21 protein-coding genes and 1 other annotated feature are annotated in these 24,914 nt (G+C 45.4%); of the genes, 16 read left to right on the top strand and 5 right to left on the bottom strand.

Features of this window, described 5'->3' with window-relative positions; translation table 11 throughout:
- Positions 1 to 145 precede the first annotated feature (145 nt).
- Both MHZ92_RS05840 and MHZ92_RS05835 read right to left on the bottom strand, forming a co-directional pair.
- Entirely contained in the window at positions 146 to 1,666 is a 1,521-nt protein-coding gene (locus tag MHZ92_RS05840; protein WP_239430644.1) for a CoA-acylating methylmalonate-semialdehyde dehydrogenase, read from the bottom strand.
- On the bottom strand, positions 1,667 to 3,037 hold the full coding sequence (locus MHZ92_RS05835) for an aspartate aminotransferase family protein (protein WP_239430643.1): 1,371 nt from the start codon (positions 3,035 to 3,037) through the stop codon (positions 1,667 to 1,669).
- A gap of 223 nt (positions 3,038 to 3,260) precedes the next feature.
- Here MHZ92_RS05835 and MHZ92_RS05830 point away from each other — a divergent pair, with 223 nt between their 5' ends.
- The 6 genes from MHZ92_RS05830 (at position 3,261) to MHZ92_RS05805 (ending at position 10,415) form a co-directional block, all read left to right on the top strand.
- The gene (locus MHZ92_RS05830; protein WP_239430642.1) at positions 3,261 to 4,508 is read left to right on the top strand and encodes a Zn-dependent hydrolase; all 1,248 of its coding nucleotides are present in this window, start codon (positions 3,261 to 3,263) and stop codon (positions 4,506 to 4,508) included.
- Positions 4,509 to 4,590: 82 nt separating this feature from the next.
- Complete coding sequence (gene hydA / locus MHZ92_RS05825) at positions 4,591 to 5,994, top strand: dihydropyrimidinase (protein WP_239430641.1); 1,404 nt, start codon at positions 4,591 to 4,593, stop codon at positions 5,992 to 5,994.
- Positions 5,995 to 6,023: 29 nt separating this feature from the next.
- Positions 6,024 to 7,367, top strand: a complete 1,344-nt coding sequence (locus MHZ92_RS05820; RefSeq protein WP_239430640.1) for an NAD(P)-dependent oxidoreductase — start codon at positions 6,024 to 6,026, stop codon at positions 7,365 to 7,367.
- A gap of 12 nt (positions 7,368 to 7,379) precedes the next feature.
- Entirely contained in the window at positions 7,380 to 8,642 is a 1,263-nt protein-coding gene (gene preA / locus MHZ92_RS05815; protein ID WP_239430639.1) for an NAD-dependent dihydropyrimidine dehydrogenase subunit PreA, read from the top strand.
- A gap of 73 nt (positions 8,643 to 8,715) precedes the next feature.
- Positions 8,716 to 10,173, top strand: a complete 1,458-nt coding sequence (locus MHZ92_RS05810; protein ID WP_239430638.1) for an NCS1 family transporter — start codon at positions 8,716 to 8,718, stop codon at positions 10,171 to 10,173.
- 17 nt (positions 10,174 to 10,190) lie between these two features.
- The gene (locus MHZ92_RS05805; RefSeq protein WP_239430637.1) at positions 10,191 to 10,415 is read left to right on the top strand and encodes a hypothetical protein; all 225 of its coding nucleotides are present in this window, start codon (positions 10,191 to 10,193) and stop codon (positions 10,413 to 10,415) included.
- A 133-nt stretch (positions 10,416 to 10,548) separates the two neighbouring features.
- Here the strand turns inward: MHZ92_RS05805 and MHZ92_RS05800 are convergent, their stop codons facing one another.
- Together MHZ92_RS05800 and MHZ92_RS05795 are read right to left on the bottom strand one after the other, a co-directional pair.
- Entirely contained in the window at positions 10,549 to 11,121 is a 573-nt protein-coding gene (locus MHZ92_RS05800; RefSeq protein WP_239430636.1) for a uracil-DNA glycosylase, read from the bottom strand.
- Between the two features lie 112 nt (positions 11,122 to 11,233).
- Positions 11,234 to 11,950 (bottom strand): hypothetical protein, encoded by a 717-nt coding sequence (locus MHZ92_RS05795; protein ID WP_239430635.1) that lies wholly within the window; start codon positions 11,948 to 11,950, stop codon positions 11,234 to 11,236.
- 152 nt (positions 11,951 to 12,102) lie between these two features.
- Here MHZ92_RS05795 and MHZ92_RS05790 point away from each other — a divergent pair, with 152 nt between their 5' ends.
- The 8 genes from MHZ92_RS05790 (at position 12,103) to MHZ92_RS05755 (ending at position 20,009) form a co-directional block, all read left to right on the top strand.
- The gene (locus MHZ92_RS05790; RefSeq protein ID WP_239430634.1) at positions 12,103 to 12,630 is read left to right on the top strand and encodes a cysteine hydrolase family protein; all 528 of its coding nucleotides are present in this window, start codon (positions 12,103 to 12,105) and stop codon (positions 12,628 to 12,630) included.
- 11 nt (positions 12,631 to 12,641) lie between these two features.
- Positions 12,642 to 13,433 carry a nucleotidyltransferase domain-containing protein gene (locus MHZ92_RS05785; RefSeq protein WP_239430633.1) on the top strand — a complete coding sequence of 264 codons (792 nt, stop codon included), beginning with the start codon at positions 12,642 to 12,644 and terminating at the stop codon, positions 13,431 to 13,433.
- On the top strand, positions 13,430 to 13,780 hold the full coding sequence (locus tag MHZ92_RS05780) for a VOC family protein (RefSeq protein WP_239430632.1): 351 nt from the start codon (positions 13,430 to 13,432) through the stop codon (positions 13,778 to 13,780). Before MHZ92_RS05785 ends, MHZ92_RS05780 begins: the two co-directional genes overlap by 4 nt.
- Positions 13,781 to 13,883: 103 nt before the next feature.
- Positions 13,884 to 14,825, top strand: coding sequence for a nuclease-related domain-containing protein (locus MHZ92_RS05775; RefSeq protein ID WP_239430631.1), 942 nt, complete (start codon positions 13,884 to 13,886; stop codon positions 14,823 to 14,825).
- Positions 14,826 to 15,496: 671 nt separating this feature from the next.
- On the top strand, positions 15,497 to 16,180 hold the full coding sequence (locus MHZ92_RS05770; protein ID WP_304649569.1) for a response regulator transcription factor: 684 nt from the start codon (positions 15,497 to 15,499) through the stop codon (positions 16,178 to 16,180).
- A gap of 10 nt (positions 16,181 to 16,190) precedes the next feature.
- Positions 16,191 to 17,213, top strand: a complete 1,023-nt coding sequence (locus MHZ92_RS05765; protein ID WP_239430630.1) for a sensor histidine kinase — start codon at positions 16,191 to 16,193, stop codon at positions 17,211 to 17,213.
- Positions 17,214 to 17,314: 101 nt separating this feature from the next.
- Positions 17,315 to 18,091: an ABC transporter ATP-binding protein gene (locus MHZ92_RS05760; RefSeq protein WP_239430629.1), complete on the top strand. Its 777-nt coding sequence runs from the start codon at positions 17,315 to 17,317 to the stop codon at positions 18,089 to 18,091.
- Positions 18,069 to 20,009: an FtsX-like permease family protein gene (locus MHZ92_RS05755; RefSeq protein WP_239430628.1), complete on the top strand. Its 1,941-nt coding sequence runs from the start codon at positions 18,069 to 18,071 to the stop codon at positions 20,007 to 20,009. The genes MHZ92_RS05760 and MHZ92_RS05755 overlap by 23 nt, the downstream gene beginning before the upstream one ends.
- Before the next feature lie 178 nt (positions 20,010 to 20,187).
- Here the strand turns inward: MHZ92_RS05755 and argS are convergent, their stop codons facing one another.
- Positions 20,188 to 21,852 carry an arginine--tRNA ligase gene (gene argS / locus MHZ92_RS05750; RefSeq protein ID WP_239430627.1) on the bottom strand — a complete coding sequence of 555 codons (1,665 nt, stop codon included), beginning with the start codon at positions 21,850 to 21,852 and terminating at the stop codon, positions 20,188 to 20,190.
- A 46-nt stretch (positions 21,853 to 21,898) separates the two neighbouring features.
- Positions 21,899 to 22,114, bottom strand: a binding site (T-box leader).
- Positions 22,115 to 22,210: 96 nt separating this feature from the next.
- Between argS and MHZ92_RS05745 the strand changes: the two genes are divergently transcribed.
- Positions 22,211 to 23,359: a DUF3221 domain-containing protein gene (locus MHZ92_RS05745; RefSeq protein ID WP_239430626.1), complete on the top strand. Its 1,149-nt coding sequence runs from the start codon at positions 22,211 to 22,213 to the stop codon at positions 23,357 to 23,359.
- 277 nt (positions 23,360 to 23,636) lie between these two features.
- Entirely contained in the window at positions 23,637 to 24,890 is a 1,254-nt protein-coding gene (locus MHZ92_RS05740; RefSeq protein ID WP_239430625.1) for an erythromycin esterase family protein, read from the top strand.
- The last annotated feature ends 24 nt before the right edge of the window (positions 24,891 to 24,914 follow it).

The following is a 24,914-nucleotide window of genomic DNA, read 5'->3' as shown; positions in this document are numbered from 1 at the left end:
CTGTTCTGTTGATTAAAAGTCCATTCATCTTCTTTGCAACTCCAACCAATGTAATGACAGTAAATATGTAAGTTGAAGATGAGATGTAAGAGTGAAAAAACAGACCTTAGGCATCCGGCCTAATAGGTCTGTTTATACAGTCTTCTTAGCTGTCATTACTCGGAAAAGCAAAGGTTGACGCAGATTCGCTATTTTCTTCAAACCACTTTTCTGAAATGGTTTTGGTTTTGGTGAAGAAGCGGACATGTTCAGGCCCGAACATATGCCCCTCGCCGAATCTGGACCGTTTCCAGCCGGCAAAGTTATGGTAACCCACAGGAATGGGAATGGGTACATTTATCCCGACCATGCCGACGTCAATTTCCATTATGAATTTGCGTGCGGCCGCCCCGTTATTCGTATAAATGGTCACACCATTGCCAAGCTCATGCGCATTAATTAGGTCGATTGCTTCCTCTAAAGAATTTACCCGGACGACATTTCGGGCAGGACCAAATACTTCTTGCTCATAAATTTCCATTCCGGGTTTAACGTTGTCCAGTAGAGTAGGACCCAGATAGAAGCCGTTAGAGTTTTTATTGATGTCTGGGTTGCGGCCATCGCATACTAGCGTAGCGCCTTCCTCTAGGCTGCGGTCGATAAAGCCGATGATTGCGTCCTTTGACTGCTTTGTAATAACAGGTCCGAAGTCAACATCTGCATCTGTGTAAGGCCCCACTTTTAACTTTGCAATTTTTTCAGCCAGTATGTCTACAAGCTTGTTTGCGGTTTCTTCACCAACGGGAATGATTGTCGAAATGGCCATACAGCGTTGGGAAGCAGCTCCATAAGCAGCGCCTAAAAATGCGCTTGCGGCCTGTTCCAGATCGGCATCGGGCATGACAATCATATTGTTTTTACCGCCACCTAGTGCCGTAACACGCTTGCCGTATTTTGAGGCGGTTGTGTAAATATACTCGGCGACTGGCGTGGAACCGACAAACGAAATGGCTTCAATAGCGGGGTTTTCCAATAGTTCGTTCACCGCATCCTTGTCGCCATTGATGACTGTCCATACACCATTCGGCAAACCGGCTTCTTTCCACAGTTCCGAAAAATACAATGCGGAGCAAGGTACACGCTCGGAAGGCTTTAAAATGACGGAATTGCCGACTGCGACCGCCATACTTGTCATGGCAAGCGGTACCATCACCGGAAAGTTGAATGGGGATATCGCTGCAACGACGCCGAGTGGCACTTTTGCCGAATAAGCATTAATATTTCCGCCGACATTGACGGAGTACTCACCTTTTAATAAATGAGGGGCATTGATGGCTAAATCTACAGATTCCAGGCCACGTGTAATTTCACCCTTCGCGTCCTCGACTGTTTTCCCGCTTTCGGTACAAATGATATCGATGAGTTCATCCATGCGTTCGGTCATCAATTGACGAAACTTCATGACAATCTCAACACGTTTGCTGACTGACAGAGCACGCCAAGCTGGAAAGGCTGCTTGAGCAGTTGCAATGGCGCCCTGCACTTCCTCTTTTGTTGCAAGAGGGACATGTGCGATCACTTCACCTGTACTTGGATTGAAAACATTTGAGAAGTGACCACTTGTGCCGGCCACGATTTCACCATTAATAAAGTGCCCTAGTTCTTTTACCTCTGTATTCGTCACCATTTATTCATTTCCCCCTTGTGGCAGCAGCTCATGTAACGCGTGTGTGAGCTTTTCGACAATCAAATCTTTTTCTGCCAACGAAATAATTAGTGGTGGAGCAATTGTTAAAACATTGTTGAAACCTGCAACCGTGACACCATTTTTCCCGATGATTACCCCTTGTTCTTTACATAGAGAAATGACCTTGTTGACAGCCGTCACGTCAAGTGGCGCTTTGCTGCTCTTGTCACTTACAAGCTCAATGCCGATCAGTAAGCCTTTCCCGCGAATGTCGCCAACATTTGGATGATCCTTTAAGCGTTCTTGCAGTTCTGCATGAAGAATAGCGCCCATTTCTTCTGAGCGGGCGAATAAATTTTCCCTTTCCAGGATTTCAATATTTTTGAGGGCAACTGCACAGGCCGCTGGAGAACCACCGAATGTGTTGACGTGTCGGAAAAAGTCATACTCCTCGCTCCCTACAAAGGCCTCATAGATTTCACGGCGCACTGCTGTAGCAGATAGCGGCATATATGCGCTTGTTAAGCCTTTTGCCATTGTGACAATATCCGGCTGAATGCCATAGTTCTGGAAGCCGAATGCTTTTCCTGTACGACCGAAGCCGCATATTACTTCATCGAGAATGAGCAATGCCCCATGCTTTTCACAGACGGCTTTTACCCCGCGTAAATAATCCTTATGCGGCATAATCACGCCGCCGCCCGTAATAATGGGCTCGAGAATAATGCCTGCAATCGTATCGGACATTTCCCACGTCATGACATTATCAATCGCCTGAACAGATGGCAGGGAAGCCGGCTCAGTAATATGTTCTTCGTTTGCACGGTAGGCATCTGGCGGTGCAACATGAATGAAGCCGGTTGCTAACGGTTCGTATTTATATTTGCGCTGGGCTTGCCCTGTTGCCGCTAACGCCCCCATTGTACTGCCGTGGTAGGCCCTATAGCGGGAGATGAATTTCGTTCGATTGGTGTGACCTTTCTGTTGATGGTACTGACGTGCGATCTTGAAGGCGGTCTCATTCGCCTCTGAACCACTATTGGAGTAAAAGACAACATAATCATCACCTAATAATTCGCTGATCTTTTCGCTTAGTTGGATGGCAGGGACGTGCCCGACGGATAGGGGGGTATAGGCATTTTCCAGTAATTGCTCGTAAGCGGCTTTAGCGAGTTCCTCACGACCGTAGCCGACGTTCACACACCATAAACCGGACATGGCATCCAAGTAACGTTTCCCGTCAATATCCGTTACCCAAGCGCCTTCCGATTTCTGAATGATTGACGTAGCTTTCGGGTTGTAGGGCTTCATGGCATGCCATACATACTGCTCATCTTTTACTTGCCAATTTTGACTTGTTAAGTTCGTCATGGAAATCATCACTCCTTCATTTTTCTTTTGCTATCAATCCACAACTCAACTTCCTTAGAAAACAGCGTTATCTACACAGCCACTTATTATATAAACAACATTTCGTGAATATGCGCTTAGCCATATTTTTTTAAGTCTTATATTCACTTACTCCGAATACACTTAGTTAATAGTTCTTATAAGTAGCGGTTAATTCAATATCTATGAAAGAGAGGACGTGCATATGTATCCATGCAATAGAAGTCGATTGCAGTCATTAGTTGAACGGTTCAGTCAGTTTGGCGCCACGGCAAACGGAGGCGTAACTCGTCTGTCCTTGTCAAAAGAGGATATTTTGGCCAGAGACTGCTTTATTGAAATATGTAAAGAGCTTGGAATGGATATTCAAACAGATGATATGGCCAATATCTATGCGACACTGCCGGGGAAGAAAGATTGTCCGCCAATTGTAATCGGATCGCATCTGGATTCCGTTGAAAAAGGCGGCAGGTTTGATGGTGTGTTAGGCATTTTAACAGGAATAGAGGCCATACGGACATTAAAGGATAACGACATTGAGCTCGACATTCCATTAATGCTTGTAAATTTTACAAATGAAGAAGGGGCTCGCTTCGATCCGGCGATGATGAGTTCCGGGGTCATTGCGTCTAAGTTCAGTAGAGAAAAGATGCTGAGCTCTACCGACAAAAACGGCATTACTTTTCAAGAAGCCTTACAGGCGAGTGGGTATGAGGGGGAGCAGGAAAATCGTTTGACAGAAGCCCTTGCTTATATTGAGTTGCATATTGAACAAGGTCCGGTGTTAGCTGCTAAGCAATGTGATATTGGGGTGGTAGAAGGCGTTTTAGGCATGGTGTGCTATGAAGTTACCGTTACAGGTGAATCAAATCATGCTGGCACTACGCCTATGTCGATGCGCAAGGACCCGATGATTGTGGCATCCCGTTTAATTTCGTCCTTGCACGAGCAGTTGAGCAAAATCGACGAAGAGCTTGTGTTCACTTTTGGGCGTATGCATGTTATGCCAAATATCCATACAGTCATTCCGAACAAAGTAGTTTTTACCATTGATTCGCGTCATCAATCTCCAGAGGTGATGAGTCAAGTTGAGAAAGTATTAACAGGAGTAGCCTCAGAGGAAGACGGTTGCCTCATTCGACCGGTTAAGCTATGGGGGCGAGAGACAGTATTCTTTGATGAAGCTATTTGCAATGAAGTGGAAAAATCGTGCGCTGACTATGGTTATTCCTTTCACAGGATGTTTAGCGGGGCGGGACATGATGCGCAATATATTGCGAGTTTCATCCCTTCTGCAATGATTTTTGTGCCAAGCATCGGCGGGAAAAGTCATTGCGAGGAAGAAGAAACAACATTTGAAGACTGTGCAAAGGGAGCAGACGTGTTATTGGAAACCGTGTTGGCACTACAAACGAAGCTCAGCATGGGCGATAGATATACACTAAGCCAATGATGTATGGGGTGCTTCGTTGGAATGAACTCGAGTACTGGCAAATCTAAAAACTTACAGTCATTAATCGAAAGGTGAGGATAGTATGAAAAAAATCATTACAGGCGGAATCATCGCGACAGCTTCAGATTTGTATGAGGCAGATATCTTAGTTGAAAACGGCAAGATTGTACAAATCGGAAAAAACCTATCAGCTGACGGAGCGGAAGTTGTAGATGCAACAGGCAAATATGTGATGCCAGGCGGAATTGATCCACATACGCATTTGGATATGCCGTTCAACAACACGGTAACAGATGATGATTGGAAGTCGGGTACAATTGCAGCTGCCTTTGGTGGGACGACTACCATCTTAGATTTCTGCTTATCTGCGGGTGAAAAGAAACTTGCAACGGCTGTGGAGAAGTGGCATGAAAAAGCAAAGGGAAATTCTGCCGTTGACTACGGCTTCCATTTAATGATTAGTGATTTAACGCCGGAAACAGAGGCTGAGTTGCCTTTGTTGTTAGAGCGTGAAGGGATTACTTCTGTCAAAGTGTTCATGGCGTATGCGAAAGAATTCCAGGCGTCTGATCGTACGCTGTTCAAAGCCTTTAAAATTGCAAAAGACGTAGGTGCTGTAGTGATGGTGCACTGTGAAAATGGCTCAGTCATTGACGAATTAGTAGAGGAGGCGAGGCAAGCCGGACAGACAGCGCCAATCTATCACGCACTGACACGTCCCGCAGAAGTAGAAGGTGAGGCGACGAAACGGGCCATTGAACTGGCGCATATTGCAGGTGCAAAACTATACGTTGTCCATGTGACGTGTAAAGAGGCATTGGATGAAATTATTTCAGCGCGTGAAAAGGGCTATGACGTGTATGGGGAAACATGTCCACCCTATTTAACGCTCGATCAGTCAGCGTTAGCACAGCCAGGCTTCGAAGGAGCTAAATATGTTTGGTCACCGCCACTTCGTCCGAAATACCATCAAGAGCATTTATGGAATGCGTTAAAAGCCAAGCAATTGCAAACAATCGGCTCTGACCAATGTTCTTTTAGCTTTAACGGTAAAAAGAGATTAGGGCTGAATGACTTCTCCAAAATTCCAAATGGTGGGCCGTTTATCGAAGACCGTTTCAGCATTTTATATTCTGAAGGCGTGGCGAAAGGACGGATTTCCATACACGACTTCGTTGATATGATTTCGACAAGTGCTGCAAAGATCTTCGGTTTATACCCGCAAAAAGGAACGATTGCTATAGGATCTGACGCAGATATCGTAATTTTTGATCCTGACAAAAAACGCAAAATCTCTGCAGAAACCCACCATATGAATGTCGATTACAATCCATATGAAGGATGGGAAGTTACAGGGGAGCCAATCAGTGTTCTTGTACGTGGTGAATACGTTATTAAAAACAGACAATTCGTAGGCGCATTAGGCAGTGGCCGTTATATTAAGCGTGCCTTACAGAAGGCGGCTGCTGAACGGATCAACGTCTAAATCTCAATCCATTAGGGGGGAATGGTTTAATGAGTTCTCAACTCGAACGTAATTTTGTGGAAATGACGGGCAGGATGACGAAAAATGAAGCGATGGAAGAAGCTAATCGCTGTCTGTACTGTTACGACGCACCTTGTATAACAGCTTGCCCAACAAGTATTCAAGTTCCGAATTTCATCAAAAAAATTGCTTCCGGAAATATGAAAGGTTCGGCTAAGACGATAATGGACGCCAATCCAATTGGTGCAAGCTGTGCGCGGGTATGCCCAACCGAGATATTATGTGAAGGGGCTTGTGTGCTGAATTCTTCAACCAAGCCTATCAAAATAGGACAACTGCAACGTTATGCAACAGACTGGGCAATGGAAACAGGCGTAGAACTATTTAAAAAAGGTGAACCAAATGGATATAAGGTAGCGATTGTGGGCTCTGGTCCGGCGGGCTTGTCAGCGGCGCGAGAGCTTAGTCGATTCGGTTATAGTGTCACGATTTTCGAAGCGGAGGCAAAGGCAGGTGGCTTGAACACGTATGGCATCGTGTCTTTCAGATTGCCGAATGAAGTAGCGGATTGGGAAGTGGCCCAAGTTGCAAAGCTTGGTGTGGACATTAAAACAAACACAAGAGTAGGCGTGGATATTTCTGCCGAGGAAATTTTAACGCAATTTGACAGCGTTATTTTAGCGGTTGGGATGGGGTCCGTACCTAACCTTGGCATTGAAGGTGAGGAACTGGAAGGCGTCCATGATGCTATTGAGTTTGTAAAGCGTACGAAAATGGGTGTGCTGACAGAGGACTTAATCGGAAAACGTGTTGCGGTCATCGGTGCTGGAAATACAGCGATAGACGGGGCGACTTGTGCTGTGCGGCTAGGTGCTGAGCAAGTTGACATTCTTTATAGAAGAACGGAAAAAGAGATGACTGCCTACCAATATGAATATGAATTTGCTAAGCAGGATGGCGTTGGATTCAAGTGGCTGACAGCGCCGAAGCGAATTATTGGTGATGAGGCAGGGAAAGTAGTGGGCCTTGAGTGCGTGAAGATGAAGCTTGGAGAAGCAGGAGCAGATGGCAGGCAACGACCAGAAGAAATCAAGGGATCTGAGTTTATCATACAGGTGGACGCAGTCATCAAAGCCATTGGACAAACGCGTTTAGTCCCGCTTATTGAAGCGTTCGGATTGCAGCATACGAACGGAGTCGTAGACATTGATGAAAAGACTATGCAAACGTCTAATGAGAAAGTGTTTGCCTGTGGAGATGTTGTCTTCGGCAACGGCCAAGGTGAAGCGATGGTTGTAACAGCTGCACAGCAAGGAAAAGATGCTGCGACGATCATTCATGAGCGTTTAAGAAAACCGCGCGAGATCGCATAGGGGGGATACTATATGGCAGACTTACGAATTGACTTAGCGGGGATTAAATCACCGAATCCATTTTGGCTAGCATCAGCACCACCGACTAATTCGGGCTATCAAGTGCAACGGGCATTTGAAGCGGGCTGGGGCGGAGCAGTATGGAAGACGCTAGGCGAACCAATATTGAATGTTTCATCGCGCTTTGCTGCTGTCAGCTTCAATGGACAAAGAGTAGCCGGCTTCAATAATATTGAACTGATTACAGACCGTCCATTAGAGGTTAATCTGAAAGAAATTCTTGAGACGAAAAAAAGGTTTCCCAATCACGCCATTATCGCATCCTTAATGGTCGAGCCACAGCAGGAAAAGTGGCATGAAATTGTCAAGAAAGTAGAAGCTGTCGGAGTTGATGGGCTAGAGCTGAATTTCGGTTGTCCGCATGGAATGGCGGAACGGGGAATGGGATCTGCCTCTGGTCAAGTCCCTGAATTGGTTGAAAAGCAGACCTATTGGGTGAAGGAAGTTGCACGCACACCTGTAATCGTCAAGCTGACGCCGAATATAACCGATATTACGGTGACTGCAGAAGCAGCAGTGCGCGGCGGGGCAGATGCTGTCAGTATGATAAATACGATCAACAGCTTAGCAGGTGTCGATCTGGATACATGGAATACGGTGCCGCATGTTGGCGGGAAAGGGGCGCATGGCGGATACTGCGGACCTGCAGTCAAGCCGATTGCGCTAAACATGGTCGCCGAATGCGCGCGGAATCCACTCGTCAATGTTCCCATATCAGGAATCGGCGGAATTTCAAACTGGCAGGATGCTGCAGAATACTTGCTGATGGGTGCAACGGGCGTACAAGTTTGTACAGCGGCGATGCACCACGGATTCAGTATTGTCGAAGATATGATAGATGGGCTAAACAATTATTTGGACGGGAAGGGCATTGCCAGGGTGATGGACTTGCTCGGTCAGTCCGTGAAGCGCTATTCTGACTGGGGCGACTTGGATCTGAATTACAATATTGTTGCTCAAATCAATAATGATGTCTGCATCAACTGCAATAAGTGCCATATTGCATGTGAAGATACGTCACATCAATGTATTGACCTGTACACAGAGAGTGGTCGTCCAATGTTGAAGGTACGCGAAGAGGATTGTGTTGGCTGTAACTTATGCGCAATTGTATGTCCGGTAGACGGTGCAATTTCGATGATTGAAAGAAAGTCTACGATTCCCCCGATGACCTGGAACGAACGACAAGCACTTATCAGCAATTTTACCCGATGATCAACAGCTTGAATTTTGGCCCTAAATAATTGGTTGTGCATTAACTGGAAATTCAATTTTAGGAGAGACGAGAATGGCGAATGGTGGAGATTATTTAAAATCCCCAGACTTGCTTCCAGTGACACATCAAAAAAGAATCGTTGGCACATTTGGTTTTGCTGTTATCTGGGTAGGAATGGCAATTGTTTTAGCCGCCTTTGCAATTGGAGGCTCGGCTATTATGAGTCTGTCATTGCCGATGGTGATTTTAGCGACTTTAGCAGGTTCCGTATTAATCGGCGTATTCATGACATTAATCGGTGATATTGGCGTTGAGCACGGCTTGTCCTTCCCGGTGTATATGCGAGCCCCGTTTGGTACAATCGGCACGCATGTACCTTCGCTTGTCCGCGGAGTGACAGCAGCTTGTTGGTTCGGCCTTAACACCTATTTTGGCGCGATGGCCATCAACGGGATATTGAATTTATTATTCGACTTCAATAATTGGTATCTATGTTTCCTTGTATTTGCGGCATTACAGTTGTTCAACACAGCGCTTGGCATTAAATCCATTGAGCGTTTTGCCGATTTTGCAGCGCCGGTTATTATTTTAATATCGTGCTGGATGTACATTACGCTTGCCGATCAAGCGACGGTTCAAGGGAAAGATGTATGGGCTTGGGTGGAATCTCCGACAACAGGGATAGCGGCTTTTACAGCTTTCATGGTTGTGATGATGGCGAACATGGGGTTCTGGGCGACATTGGCAGCTGATATGCCGACACTGTCACGTTTCTTTAAAGCACCAAAAAATGAACGCAATTGGTTTAAGCGCAATAAAACACAGTTAGTCGGCTCATTGATCGTGATGCCGCTCACCAATACATTTATCGTAACGATAGGGGCAGTGGCTTACATGGCAACGGCCTCAGCTGATCCGATAAATGCCTTGATGAATAGTGCAAGTGGAATTGTGCTGGGGGTTTTATTGCTGATGATTGTGTTGGCGCAATGGTCAACAAACACTTCTGCAAACGTTATCCCTGCAGCAACGATTTTCTCGAACATCGGTGGACCGAAAGTGCCATTCTGGGCTGCTGTCATCATCGCGGGGATAATTGGGGTTGTAGCACAGCCCTGGAATCTGTTTGACGTGTTGGTCAACGTGCTATTAATCATTGGCGGTATATTAACAGCAATTGTGGGGATTTTGTTCGCCGATTATTATTTAATCCGTAAACGTCGTGTGAATGTAAAAGATCTGTACGAATTAGACGGCCAATACAAGTATATGCGCGGCTTTAACTTAGCGGGGCTATTTGCTTGGGTGATTGGTGGAGCGATAGCGAATATGTACCCGACGTATTCTTCATTGGTTGGCTTTTTCGTTGGGGCGATTGTCTACTATGTGTTGGCAAAATATTGGTGGTTTAAGAAGTACCCGCAAGCTGAACTGGATAATCCGAGTGATGCGGAGTACTTAGGGCTTACAGTTGGTCACGACTGGGACGATATCGTCATGCAGGAGATTGATGGTAAAGGTTCTAACTAGAAAAGCGGGGTGTTTGTATGTCTGATCATTTGTTAAGTTTGGATGAAATGAAACAAGTTGATGACTATATAGCCAGTGGCTTTAAGATCCATTCCGTACGTGAAAACTTAAGTGGCACGTTCGTGGAGTTTAAACAGCAGGAAGAAGAAGTTTGTTTACAGATTACGACTGCCGAAGCACGAAAATATTTTGCGGCAAAGCTTCTGGAACAAACGTTGAAGCAAGAAGATACGCCAATTTAATAGGAAGTGGTGAAGACTCTATTCTCGTACGTACTAGAATAGAGTCTTAGCTATGAATATGAAGCTTGAGCGGCCATATACACGTTTTCTCCTTCTCTCTTGGCAACACCGCAATAAGCGGATCCCCGGATAATTAGTATTGAATTGCAGCCTTTACGAGCGCTAAATCATCCACTAATAACCCATACAAATTAGGTCGGCGCCTAACGGCAAGCGGGTGGTAGGCGACAGTTGCCCGATAGCCCTTCACATCATGCCAGCTGCCCCGCAACCCTTTTACATCGACTTCCGCATTTTCGAAAAAGGATTGCACGGCCACATTGCCCATGCAAATAATAAGTTCAGGTTTCTGCAGTTTGACCTGTTCATCCAGATGGCGATGCATGCAGATTTCCCGGGTCCGTTCTTTATCGTATTTTCGGATAGGCCTTCTTTTTAATATGTAGGTTATATAGATAAGTTCTTTATTCAAACCAGCTTCATGAACGGCTTGCTGCAATGTTTGCCGCGTGCCGCACACCATCGTTTTTCCTTCACGGTCCTCCCGAGCGCCCGGATTATCGAGAATCACCATAATCGGAGCTTGTGGATTTCCCTCTCCCCATACCATTCGCGTACCTTGTTCAAAGAGTCCGCATTCCTGGCAATTGATCTGACATTCGGGCGTCGGATCTTCTGGCCAAATTTCAGGACAAAAAGGCTTCATTTTTATCACCCTCCTAACATGTTAGCGTACCCGTACTTAGCTGTTTCATGCGGTTTGCTATCCCCGAAATACAAATCATTATTGGCCAAAAACCTTAAGTTTTAACTTGTATTTAAAAGTAAAATGGATTTTGAATACGATCTTCTTCCCATTCTTTTAATGCAATACGATACATTGCTTTTGCGTGAATATGGTCATGCCAAATAAATCTTCTTAATACTTTTAGAAGCGACCACTGTTCCCCGTAGCTTCCATTAAACGTTTTATTCTCCAAAAAACGATCTATATTTTCTATTGCTTTAATAGCTTGGACTCTATTTTCATGGATGTTAGCCAAATTACTAAGCTTCACCCCAATTTCTCCTACATAGTAATTGGTTACATTGTTTGTGTGCACGTACATCTCCTTGGAAGTCCGCGGAACAGCCCCGTAGAATGACATTCTTTCCTTTAGAGGAGTGAAATTTTTATTTGGAATCGAGTCGTAGAGCATCTGAAAATCATTGGCAGATTTTAATACACGATTTTTAATTAATTCATATTCTTGCTCTGAAAGAGGAGCTTGCTCAGACAAGAAAATTACGTCTGAATCAGCTTCATGAATACGTAAGCTACTTTTATTATATTGAACAATGACAGATTCAACTATATCCGTTTCCGAATAATCAATGCCAGCCCATTTGCAATATCTTTTAATCTCATTGGGGAATTTAGAAAGCGCTTCATTCTGGTCTTTCCCTCTTGTATACGCTCCAGGAAAGCTTTCAGAGTACATTAAATAACCTTCGTCATTGTACTCTATTACAATATTATTTTTAATTTTATCCATCTACTTCATCCTCTCTAAAATCCTAAATATTGATACGTTGTTAAGAAACGATAAGTTTCATTAATTAGAAATGAGCGAAAATAGCTTAGTTTTTAAAAAGGAGAACATGCCTTCGATAGCGAATTATTCATTTAGAAAGGGGAGGTGAGTGTGTGGAGGCTTTATTAGTTATTGACGTGCAGAATGGAATCGTTGAATTCGGTGATTTCACGAATGAGTTGAATTTGATGAAGCATGTCATTGAGGATTTTAAGAGTAAGGGAAAACCGGTCATTTTTGTGAGGCATTTCGATAAAGAGGAGGAAAGTCCACTTTTCAAGGATTCAGCAGGTTCTGAACTGCATCCATTTTTAAAGGATTATGCGGAGCATGTTGTTGAAAAATGGACGCCGAGTGCATTTTTTGAAACGGAGCTGGCAGGTTTGTTGGAGAAATTCGGGGTCCAACATGTATTCATAACCGGCTTCAATACTGAATTCTGCTGTATGTTTACGGCAATTTCGGCATTCGATCGCGGATACAAGGTGACATTTATTGAGGACGCGACCGGGACTGCAAGCACAGCCGAATCGTACGATATGCCGGGACTGGATATTCGAGATTTTGTAGGTACAGTGTTGCATTGGTCGGATGTGATTGAAGTATTGGATTATGAGGAGTATGTGGAAGTGTACAAGTAAGGGGGGCAACCATGTTACCACAGGAATTAGCTGTTGAGAAAATTTGCGGTAGCTTGAAGGGGGACCCTCTTGTACAAGCAATCTTTCTGAAAGGTTCAATGGGAAGAGGGGAGCATGATGCACATTCGGACATCGATTTGTATTGTTTGGTGAGCGAGGAGGATAAGAAAGAATTTCTCGCAAACCGAGTGGAGCATTTGCAGGCGTACCGCGACATCATTCTAATGGAAGATATTTTCATTGTTGCCCCTCAGATTATCGCCGTGTTTGATGATTTGCTGCATATTGATTTATTCACGGTGACGAAGGAATCGTTTGCTAGTGGCGACCATTTCAAGGTGCTGTATGATCCGCATGATTTGATGGATGGTTTTATGGAGATGCAAGGACTGGCGCTGACGGAAGATGAATTTCGAGATGATGTCTTGGATGTAGGTTGGTTTTTATTTCAATACTCGAAATCTGCAGCTAGGGGAAATGACATTTGGTCGGTGCGAATGCTGACGAATGTCGTGCATCATCTAGGGAGGGTGTTGATCCAGCGGTACGCGCCCGAACGCGCGAAGTTAGGGTTGAAGACGATGGAGCGGTCATTGCCGGAGTCGGTTGTAGCGGAGTTAACGGAAATCATGGAGTTCATTACACCTGGGAAACATGCGCAGGCAGTTACGCGGATTGGCCAATTGATGCATCGAGAGTATGAATGGATCCGGTTGCATTGGAATGAAGAAAGTGAACAGATGAAGTTTGTACGAAGAATGATTGATAACTATGTGGGGGAAAGGATGGGGGAAGAGGTATGACACAAGTTTGTGTGATTAGTATTCATGTACCGGAGATGAAGAAGGCCATTGATTTTTATACGGAGGTCTTAGGGTTTGAAGTGAACAAGGAGTACGGGCCGAAGATTGTAACACTTGTGCACGAGGGATTGCCGATTGTTGTGGAGGAGTCGGAGAGTGTTTCAAATGAAGAGGCTTCGGGGATTGTGTTAACGCTGAAAACAGACGACATCTATGAAACAGTTGGAGCTTTAAAGGAACATGATGTTGAGTTCATTATAGGGGAGCCGGCCCCTTGCCCACCGGGGAAATATATCAGTTTCCGTGACCCGTTCGGGAATGTGTGGGAGTATTTGCAGTTTGATTGAATTGTTAGAATTTAAATGGATGAATATGCTAAACTTACAAATAGCGGAATACTATAAGAGGAGTTGACTCATATTCATCCATAAATTTCGAAAGGCACCCCTATTGTTAGAAGGGCTGGAGGCAGCGATGAGACGGCTGCCGAGTTACCATGAAGCAATTCCTGTTTTGCGTTCAAAGCATGTAGCGGTGCAAGCCGGATTTGGCGGTGAGCAGGAGTTGGACAAGGTGTTTGAGAGCTATGCTTTTTCAATGAAGCATGGTATTTTTCACGATCTATCACTTGCCTCCAGTACATACTTTCAAGTTAACACGCTGTTCATCACCCCATGGTATGCAGTTTTATTTGAAGTGAAGAACATCGCGGGTGAATTGACGGTGACGGAAAATCCTCCACAACTGATCCGCGTGCTGGATTCGGGTGAGGTGAGCGGGTTCAAAAGCCCGATTGCCCAGTTGGAAAGCAACTGTGAACTGTTTCAAGACTGGCTGTACAGCCGAAATATTTCATTGCCGGTATACGGCGCCGTCGTCCTCGCGTATGCGAGGCAACGCATCGAAGTATTCGACACGAACATCCCTGTTTTATTCCCAAGCGCGGTCCCCACATTTATCCGCAAACTCCCAACAACCTCCCCATTGTTGGATGACGACACTTTCACCGACCTTGTATCGCAGCTCAGCAGCAGCCATCGCGAATTCATTCCTTCTCCTATTTGTGAGACGTATTCCATTCGTCGTAGTGACATTCGAACGGGCGTGATTTGTTCGGAATGCAAGACATTGGGGATGACTTGGCATAAACGGAAATGGGAATGCATGAATTGTGGCTTCCGATGTAGTGAAGCACACATACAAGCGATTCGTGACTGGTTTTTATTGTTTGGCGGAAAAATGACGAATAAGGATTGCAGGGAGTTTCTCCATCTAGAAAGACAGCAAAATGCGAATCGACTACTTCGAGATATGGATTTACATACCGAGGGAGCAAATCGTAATCGAACCTACACGATGTGGCTACCAGCAAACCACAAAAAGCGCACATAATCGTGCGCTTTTTTGTTCGGGAATTGCTGAGTGGTGATAAAAGCGTTCCGAGTGGTGATAAACTCCGTTTAAGTGGTGATAACCTCTATCTAAGTGGTGATAAGTTGAAAGTTGTCTAGAAACTCTCTTTGTTGTCTCCGCTGGGAAGAGGTTTTTCTGTTGGAAATTGCTGAGTGGTGATAAAAGCCTTCCGAGTGGTGAAAACACCCTTCTGAGTGGTGATAAACTCCGTTTAAGTGGTGATAACCTCCGTTTAAGTGGTGATAACCTCAATCTAAGTGGTGATAAGTTGAAAGTAGTCTAGAAAATCTCTTTGTTATCTCCGCTGGGATGAGGTTTTTCTGTTGGAAATTGCTGAGTGGTGATAAAAGCGTTCCGAGTGGTGATAACACCTTTCTGAGTGGTGATAACCTCTATCTAAGTGGTGATAAGTTGAAAGTTGTCTAGAAACTCTCTTTGTTGTCTCCGCTGGGATAGGTTTTTCTGTTGGAAATTGCTGAGTGGTGATAAGAGCGTTCCGAGTGGTGATAACATCCCTCTGAGTGGTGATAAAGCCACTCTAAGTGGTGATAACCTTGTTCTAAGTGGTGATAACGCCGCCCCAAGTGGTGATAATCTTTTCCAACCCCGCTTCACACCATTATAATGAAGGAAGAAAGGGAGTGCATCGGATGGATATGAATATTTTCATTGTGGAGGATGATCAGGCAATCTACAATTCCCTGAAAGAGCGGCTTGGGCAGTGGTCGCTTCATGTGTCGGGGCCGGAGGATTTTCATGATGTGATGAAGTCTTTTATTCAAACAAAACCGCATCTTGTCATACTTGACATACAACTTCCCGCGTATGATGGGTTTCATTGGTGCCGGGAGATCCGAGCGGTTTCGAAGGTGCCGATCATCTTTCTGTCGTCGCGAGATCATCCGATGGATATGGTGATGGCGATGAATATGGGGGCGGATGATTATATTCAAAAGCCTTTCCATACGGATGTGCTGCTTGCGAAGGTACAAGCAACACTACGCCGGACATATGCGTATACGGAAGAGCCTGTAGATGTGTTCGAGTGGAATGGCGCGATCATCGATATGAAGCGAGGCGTTATCCGGCTCGACGGAAATGAAGTGGAATTGACGAAAAATGAGTTTTTCATCTTAACGGTCCTTGTTGGTTCAAAGGATGAAATCGTGTCGCGTGAAGAGTTGATCCGTAAGCTTTGGGATGATGAGCGGTTTGTGAACGACAATACGTTGACGGTCAATGTGACGCGACTGCGCCAAAAGCTTGGGGACATCGGACTTGGTGACGCGATTGTCACCAAAAAAGGAATGGGTTATATGGCGGTCAGCTTGTGAGGGGGATACGATGTTCATTGCATATTTGAAGGATATGAAAAGCTGGATACTGCTGTTCGTCGCATCTCTTGCAGTAGCAGACGTCTTAGTGTGGGTAGATAAAGGAATTTCAATGAGAGTGAGCTCCCTCATTTACCTCAATCTGTTGCTCATTGCTATTTTCATATTATTTTTCATTTGGCGTTATAAAAAGGAGACGCAATACACGAGGGGACTTCTAAATATAGCTGAAGACCGTTCGCTTGATTGGCAGGAAGGGCTTCCGGAACCGCTTTTCGCACGTGACGAAACGATCAATGAACTGTTGCGGCAAGTGGCGAATGATCAGTTGAAGAAGCTCTCGGAAGTGAAGGCTGCAAACCTAATGGAAAGCGATTATACCGCGGCATGGGTGCATGAAGTGAAGGCCCCGCTGACCGCAATGAAAATGACGATTGATGCAAATCGGCAAGATCCTGCCATCCGGAAAATCGAGGCGGAATGGCTGCGGGTTCACCTGCTCATTGACCGCCAGCTTTACATATCGCGATTACCAACACTCGGAACGGACTATGTGTTGGAGAAAACCGGCATACAGCAATTGGTTACCCCTGAAGTGCGCGAGCTTCGTTCTTGGTGCATCGAAAAGAATATCGCCGTGGAAATTGAAGGCGACAATTTGGAAGTGACGACGGACAGCAAATGGTGCCGATTCATCATCCGTCAATTGTTGACGAATGCCGTAAAATACAGCCCGGATGGAGGCGTCATCTGCATTAAAACCGATCGATTGCCGGAGGGAAATGCAGTTTTATCAATCAAAGACGAAGGTCCGGGAATCCCGGCTCACGATCTTCCCCGTATTTTCGACAAAGGGTTCACCGGGGGCACAGGAAGGCTTCATAATGCGGCGACCGGACTCGGATTGTATCTTGCCCAACAAGTGGCATCGAAAATCGGGATTTCGCTATCCGTGCAATCAGAAATGAATAAAGGAACGACGATGAACATGACGTTTTCCACTGAAAATGAGTTCGATGCTACACGAACGTGACAACAATGTCACATTGACTGACCTGTTTGTCATCTAAATCGCACGACCATGCCAAATTCCCCCTATAAAATAAGGGTATAGCAAACAGGGAGGGATCAATGATGGATCAACATAAAACCGTTTTACACGCTCAAAATATCCGGAAATCATACGGATCGCGAGGCAATGTGCAGCAAGTATTGAAAGGAATCGACCTACGGGTGCTGGAAGGGGAATTTGTCGGCATCATGGGAGCATCAGGTGCCGGGAAGACGACACTTTTGAATGTCCTTGCGACGATTGATCGTACGACGGAAGGGTCGATATTAATAGGCGACTCAGATATTTCGAAGATGAAGGACCGTGAACTATCCGAATTCCGTCGTGATAAATTAGGATTCATCTTTCAAGACTACAATCTGCTCGATACACTGACGGTAAAAGAAAATATCCTGCTGCCAGTGTCACTTGGCAAAATGAAAAAACGGGTAGCAGAAGATCATTTCAAGTCGATTGCCGATATTTTAGGAATTAAAGAGTTGGCGGATAAATATCCACACGAAATATCTGGCGGGCAAAAACAACGTACGTCAGCAGCTCGTGCCCTCATCAATAAGCCATCCATGGTATTTGCGGATGAACCGACAGGAGCGCTTGACTCGAAGTCGGCGTCATCGCTGCTTGGAACGTTGGAGGATGTCAATAAACAACGTGGGGTCACGATCATGATGGTGACGCACGACCCGGTCGCATCGAGCTATTGCAGCCGAGTTGTCTTCCTTAAAGACGGCAATATTTACTCAGAGCTGTACCGTGGCGATAAAACGAGACAAGCCTTCTTCCAGGAAATCCTGAAAGTTCAAGGTGTCCTCGGGGGTGACAGCGTTGACGCTCTTTGACCTCGTTATTCGCAGCATGCGGAAAAACATTAAGCATTATTATCTATACTTTTTCGCGCTCATTTTCAGTGTCGTCCTTTATTTCGTCTTCGCGACGTTGCAGCATGATCCTGCAGTAGTTGCACAATCAGGCGGCAGCATGGGATCGGCATTCACAGTGGCAGGAATTCTATTATTGTTCATTGCAGGAATTTTCGTCGTCTATGCCAATGCGATTTTCTTGAGAAGAAGAAGCCGTGAAATCGGGTTGTATCAATTGATCGGCCTTACGAAAGGTTCTGTCTCGCGTCTGTTGATTATCGAAAATACGTTGTTGAGCGCAGGGGCTTTGGCGATAGGAATTGGTGCAGGAATTCTTGTGTCACGCGTATTCTTATTGTTGTTAATGAAGCTCATTGGGTTTGAAGGGTTTATCGAAGTAACATTTTCGGTGGCTGCCGTCGTACAGACGGTGATTGTATTCCTGGGAATCATCATTCTCACATCGATTCAAATGCTCGTCGCTGTCTACCGAAACACCTTGCTCGGATTATTCAATGCTGAGAAGACTGGCGAACATCCGAAAAAACCAAAAGCCTTCCGGTCAGCGTTTCTTGCCATTTTAGGAATGGCACTCATCGCATTTGGATACTGGTTATCCGGTCGGATGTTGAATGCATTGCTGTTCATTAACATGATCGCCGTTTTGACAACAACAATTCTCGGCACTTATTTATTGTTCCGAGTCGCGATCAGTTGGTTGCTTTACCAAATCAGGAAACGGAAGCAAGGTCATCTTGGACTTTACAATAGTTTGTCTCTTGCGCCGCTCATGCACCGGATGAAAGGCAATGCAAACTCATTGACGATCATAACCGTGTTGTCTGCAATGACGCTGACCATGTTGGCAGGAGTCTACTCTCTTTATTATTCGACTGAAAAAGAAACACGCCTCGTCTATCCGTTTGACTTTACATTTGATGATTTCTGGTACGAGGATGGCCAAGATGCTTCCGCGAAATTTGTCAGCGAACTGGATAAGCAAAATATTGAGTACACGTATTCGACAATTGAGACCTTGAAAGTGGACGGCCAATTTGAAGAGGGCAGTGTGTCTGCATTGTTATCCGATTACTTTGGGGCAAGTATTATAAGTGAAGAACAATTGCAACAGGCGGGCGTTGATATTGAAATTCCTAATTCTGATACAGCGTACCTTTATGACGCCGGGATTTACTGGCTATTAAAAACAATGGAAGTCCCATTCGATGTCAAGTTATCGAATACTGAAAAAGAGTTGCAGTTAGAGGTTGCGAAGGTAAACGAAGGAAATGCGTTGAATCCTTCAGGGGGTACTCAGTTGGTTGTGAAAGATGCATTTTATCAGGAATTAAAAGAGCTCTTTCTGAATGATAAAAGCGGTTCACATATTACAATCACTAATACGATCAATGTACCAGATCGGGATCAGCTAGCCGATGCATCTGCGATCTTTCATCGCATCAATGAAGAAAATGACCAGTTCGGATATGATTACTATTCACAATACGTCTTCGGTATGGAAAACTATGGACTACTCATCTTCATATCTGGCTTCTTAGGCCTCGTGTTCCTTATTTCAACAGGCAGCATCTTATACTTCAAGCAAATGACGGAAGCGGAACAGGAGAAAAGCAGCTACGCAACATTGCGCCAATTGGGCTTCACTGTGCAGGATATTATGCGTGGCATTGTCCGTAAGCAGGTTTTCGTCTTCGGCTTGCCATTGCTGATTGGCTTGTTGCATTCGATTTTTGCGATAAAAGCAGCATCCTTCATATTCATGTCCGATATTACGTTGCCTGCATCAATCGCAATGGGCTTTTACGCTCTCATTTATCTAGTCTTTGCGTTCTTGACGGTCGGATATTATCGGAAAACGGTGAAGGCTGCGCTTTGATGGAAATGTTTTCGATGGTGAAATTTGCTGAGTGGTGATAACTGGGCTCTAAGTGGTGATAAAGTCGCTTTGAGTGGTGATAAAACCGTTGTAAGTGGTGATAACCTCGTTCTGAGTGGTGATAAAAGTTGATTGAAGAAGCAATCGTCCCGCCTTCTAGGTGGAACGATTGCTTTTTTTACATTTCCTCGGGCGCTTTCATTCCTAACAACCGTAATGATTCCGTCAAGACAATCGTGAAACTTTTGATGAGCGCGGTACGATAAGGCAAGTTTGCAGGATCGGCCAAAACTTGCACGTTCCCGTAAAACGAATTGAATGCTTGAGCGAGGTCGATCGCGTATTTTGCGATAATGGATGGGTCCAAGTCATCGCTTGCTCGTTTGACAACTTGCGGGAATTGTTCGAGCAGCTTGATCGTTTCCCATTCATGGTCGTTCACTTCGTTTACGTCAAATGAATTCAAACCGCCAGCTTTACGCAAAATGGAGTGAGCTCGCGCGTTGGCGTATTGGACGTACGGACCGGTTTCGCCTTCGACTTGCAGCATCGCTTCTAAATTGAATTCGATGTCATGTTTCCGATGCTGTTTAAGGTCGCTGAAAAGAATCGCACCGACACCAACCGCTTCAGCGACTTCGGCTTGATTGGCAAGTGTTGGATTTTTTTCCTTGATGTTTTTCTGAGCGAGTTCAATTGCTTCCTGCAACACTTTCTCGAGTAAGACAATCTTCCCTTTACGCGTCGACATCTTCTTGCCGCCTTGCAAGATAAGTCCGAACGGCACGTGTTGGATGTCGTTTGCCCAGTCATATCCCATTTTGCCGAGCACTTGCTTCAGTTGTGTAAAGTGCAAGCTTTGTTCATTCCCGACGACATAAAGGGATTTCACGAAATCATACGTCTTTTTCCGATCGATGGCGGCTGCCAAATCCCGTGTCGCATACAATGTTGCTCCGTCCGATTTCTTAATTAGACTTGGGGGCATTCCTTCTCCGAGTTCGACAACCATAGCGCCGTCCGATTCGACCAATAAGCCTTTCTCTTCAAGTTCTTCTACGACTGGATCCATTTTATCGTTGTAATACGCTTCACCATTATAGGAATCGAATGTTACTCCAAGCAGTTCATAAATCCGTTGAAATTCCTTCAACGACTCGGTTTTGAACCAATTCCAAAGGGCAAGTGCATCGGAATCTCCGTCCTCCAACGCTTTGAATGCCGCCCGACCTTCAGCATTCAGGGAAGGATCCGCCTCCGCTTCTTCATGGAAACGGATGTACAGCTTCAGCAATGTCTCGATGGGTGCCTGACGGACATCTTCTTCATTGCCCCATTTTCGGTACGCCGTGAGCAGCTTCCCGAATTGTGTACCCCAATCTCCGATGTAATTGATTTTTACCGGTTTAAAGCCATTCTTTTCGAGCAATAAAGCGATGGAATTTCCGATAACAGTGGAGCGGAGGTGTCCCATTGAGAATGGCTTTGCAATGTTCGGAGAGGATAAATCAATTGTCACCACACCGCCGTTGCCTTCATTGGACGAACCGAATGCCATTGATTGCTGCAAAATTGATTGAAGAAGCGAATTAGCAATGACTTCCCGGTTCATGAAAAGATTAACGTATCCATTTACTGCTTCAGCTTTACGAATTAATGGATGGTTGATGGACGCCGCAATTTCTTCCGCTATGAGAGCGGGCGATTTCCGTAGCACTTTCGCAAACGGAAAACAAGGTAATGCAAAATCGCCCAATTTTGAATTTGCTGGACGTTCCAGCATATGCTCCTCCAACTGGATTGGGCTGACTGTCTGTAACGCTTGCAAAATATCCTTTTTCATTCACACGAACCCCTTTGTAGGTAAAATAAAAAGCCTTCATCTCAATAAATGAGACGAAAGCTTGTTCCGCGGTACCACTCAAATTGCCCCTGTTTTATGTATAGAGGCCCCTTTCTCCTAACGGCGAGACACCGGCTTTCTCCTACTTCATTCAGAAAAGCATCTCCGAAGTGCGCTTCATGAATCTACTCCGCCAGGCTCCCACCAACCCCGGTTCGCTACAGAAGTGATGAATCATTACTCTCTTCGTCATCGATATTGTAGTTGAATGTATCAAATCATGGAAAGGGTGTCAATGGGTTTTTGTCGTAACTTTTAAACTAATAATCCGTCTAACATAGTAATGGGAGGTTTTGGAATGAAATATAGCGTATCAATACTATTGGGTGCTGCTTTGTTATTTGGAGGATGTGAAACGGATGCGTCCCCGCAAAATAGCTCTGTTGAAGATAGCGGATGGCCAACGTTAAAAAAAGTGAGTGGACGCGAGATCATTGCCGAACTGAAGCAAACCGTTGAAGAGACGCCTAAGCGGGACGAGAGGGCCACATTTGAAACGCCCCCTGAGTTTGAGGAGCCTTCGAAAGAAACGATGGAGGATTTGAATGTCAAAGCAATTGAAGGGCCTGCTGTCTTCCAGGCGGTGGAAAAAGTTTACGGCGAGGGTGGGCTTTATTATGAAGGCGTTATCTTCATCGAATATCAGACGGGAGGTGCTGAGCAATCCGGCGTGTGGATCGGAATCAAGGAGCCGGATGAACGTGTTCAACAATTACTTGATCTATTGCAGCCACAAGTAGATGCAGGCGAAATCCTAGCGGAAGCGATTTATATCTTCCGCAGTCCTCATACGGAAAAGGAGCTTTACGATTTACAGGAAGAAGTTGCGGAAGCATTAAAGGGGATGCAATCGGAAAGGGGATCATTCGGTCTATACGCCAATGTCATCACTGGCGATATTGAAATCACACATGATTTTCTGAAACCGGAGCAACAAGAGGAGCTGCGGAAGATGTTCGCCGACCATACGCTCAATTTCGAGCAAGATGGAAGGATGATTACGGAGCCGGGGGAAACAAGAATCATTACTCCTGAGCAAATATATACGGATACTCCTGTGACAGAAGGCGGATTCATTTTGTCTGCAGGCGAAGGGACAATATTCGTAGCGGGCGGAACTGAAAGCGTTGTATATTATAAATTCCCAGAAGCCGACAAGCTGAAAGCTGGTCAACGTGTAAATGTGGAGCGGTCAGGGCCAATCTTAGAATCGTATCCTGGACAGGGGACTGCGAAGTTTGTAGAGATCCTGCCGGACTATAAGCCGGCGAATGCAAAGCTTTCCGAGTCACAAGCTGTCGCGAAGGCATTAGAAATAGCGGGTGAGAGGCTGTCCAATGGCTTTATCGTCATCGATGAAGTTATTTTTGACGAGAAAGAAAAGAAGTGGAAATTTAAGCTTGTACCGGATGATGGGGAGCCGGCGTTGGAAGTTGTGGATGAATAATGAGGAAGACAACCGTTCTTTTGATGGAACGGTTGCTTTTTTATGGGGAAGATAAGTTGAAAGGCGATGAATTCCGCTTAAGTGGTGATAAACCCCTTCTGAGTGGTGATAACGGCTGGCTGAGTGGTGATAAACCCTGTCTAAGAGGTGATAACAGTCGCCTGAGTGGTGATAAACCTTGTTTGACCGGTGATAACCACTTCCCCCCTCAATTTTTCCCTCTCCCGGTTTCCAATAAAGCCCCATGGGTATGCTAGCAGCAGAGGAGAGGATTGATTTGTCGAAAAAACTATTGTCTGCTATTCAGGAGAACGCTTTCCCGTTGAATGATGAAGCGCTTGATACAGTAATGGACGCAATTGGGGATTCAAGAATCGTCATGCTCGGGGAAGCATCGCACGGAACATCGGAGTTTTACAAAATTCGCGCGGCGTTATCCAGGCGGCTCATCCAAGAAAAAGGATTCACCATCATTGCAGTAGAAGGCGATTGGCCATCTGCTCAGGCGGTGAACCGATTTGTGAAAGGGTTTGATGGAGAGGGGAGATCTGCTAGGGAAGTGTTGACGCAATCGTTCAATCGCTGGCCGACATGGATGTGGGCGAATGAAGAGGTCGAAGAGCTTGTCGATTGGTTGAAGTCGAATAATGATGGAAAGGCTGCAGGAGAAAAAACGGGATTTTATGGTATCGACATGTATAGCCTTTATGAATCCGTTGATGAAGTGCTTCACTTTCTCCAGGAGAATCCACAATACAAGGCTGATTTAGAACTAGCAAAGAAGGCATTCTCCTGTTTTGAACCATATAACCGAATGCCGGAGCATTATGCGCTGTCGGCTGCCCATTTCTCAGATGAGTGCATTCGTGAAGTGACCAATTTGCTGACAACGATTCGTAGTCATGAAGATCTTTATTCAAACGAGCAGGAAAAGGACTTGAATATTACGATGAATGCATTGGTCGCGAAAAACGCGGAATCGTATTACCGGGCGATGATGCAAGACGATGCAATCTCCTGGAATATGCGAGATATGCATATGGTGGAGGCAGTCGATGAGATACTGAGTTATCACGGGGAGAACGCTAAGATCATTATTTGGGAGCATAATACGCATATTGGGGATGCCTCTGAGACATCGATGGCCAAACACGATATGATCAACGTCGGCCAACTCATGCGGGAGAAATATGGCAAGGGAAACACGTTTGCCATCGGCTTCGGAACGTATGAAGGGACTGTCATTGCAGCCGATAGCTGGGGAGATCCTACGAAGCGGATGACTGTCCCACCCGCCAAATTCGATTCCTGGGAAGGGCAATTGCATGCGGCAAATGCTGGGGATCAAGTCATTCTATTCATAGAGGAAAACCGTCATTTATTCAATGATTGGATCGGCCATCGCGCCATTGGGGTCGTCTATAATCCAGAATTCGAAGCGTATGGAAACTACGTAACGTCACGCGTCGGAAACCGATATGATGCTTTTGTTTTTGTGAATCAAACGACTGCGCTTAAACCGTTGGACTGAGCCGTGCATCCGATAGCACGGCTC

The sequence above is a fragment of the Sporosarcina sp. ACRSL genome (assembly GCF_022346605.1).
Lineage (GTDB): Bacteria > Bacillota > Bacilli > Bacillales_A > Planococcaceae > Sporosarcina.
Note: the sequence above shows the minus strand (reverse complement) of the source record. Positions and strands in the feature narration are given on the sequence as shown.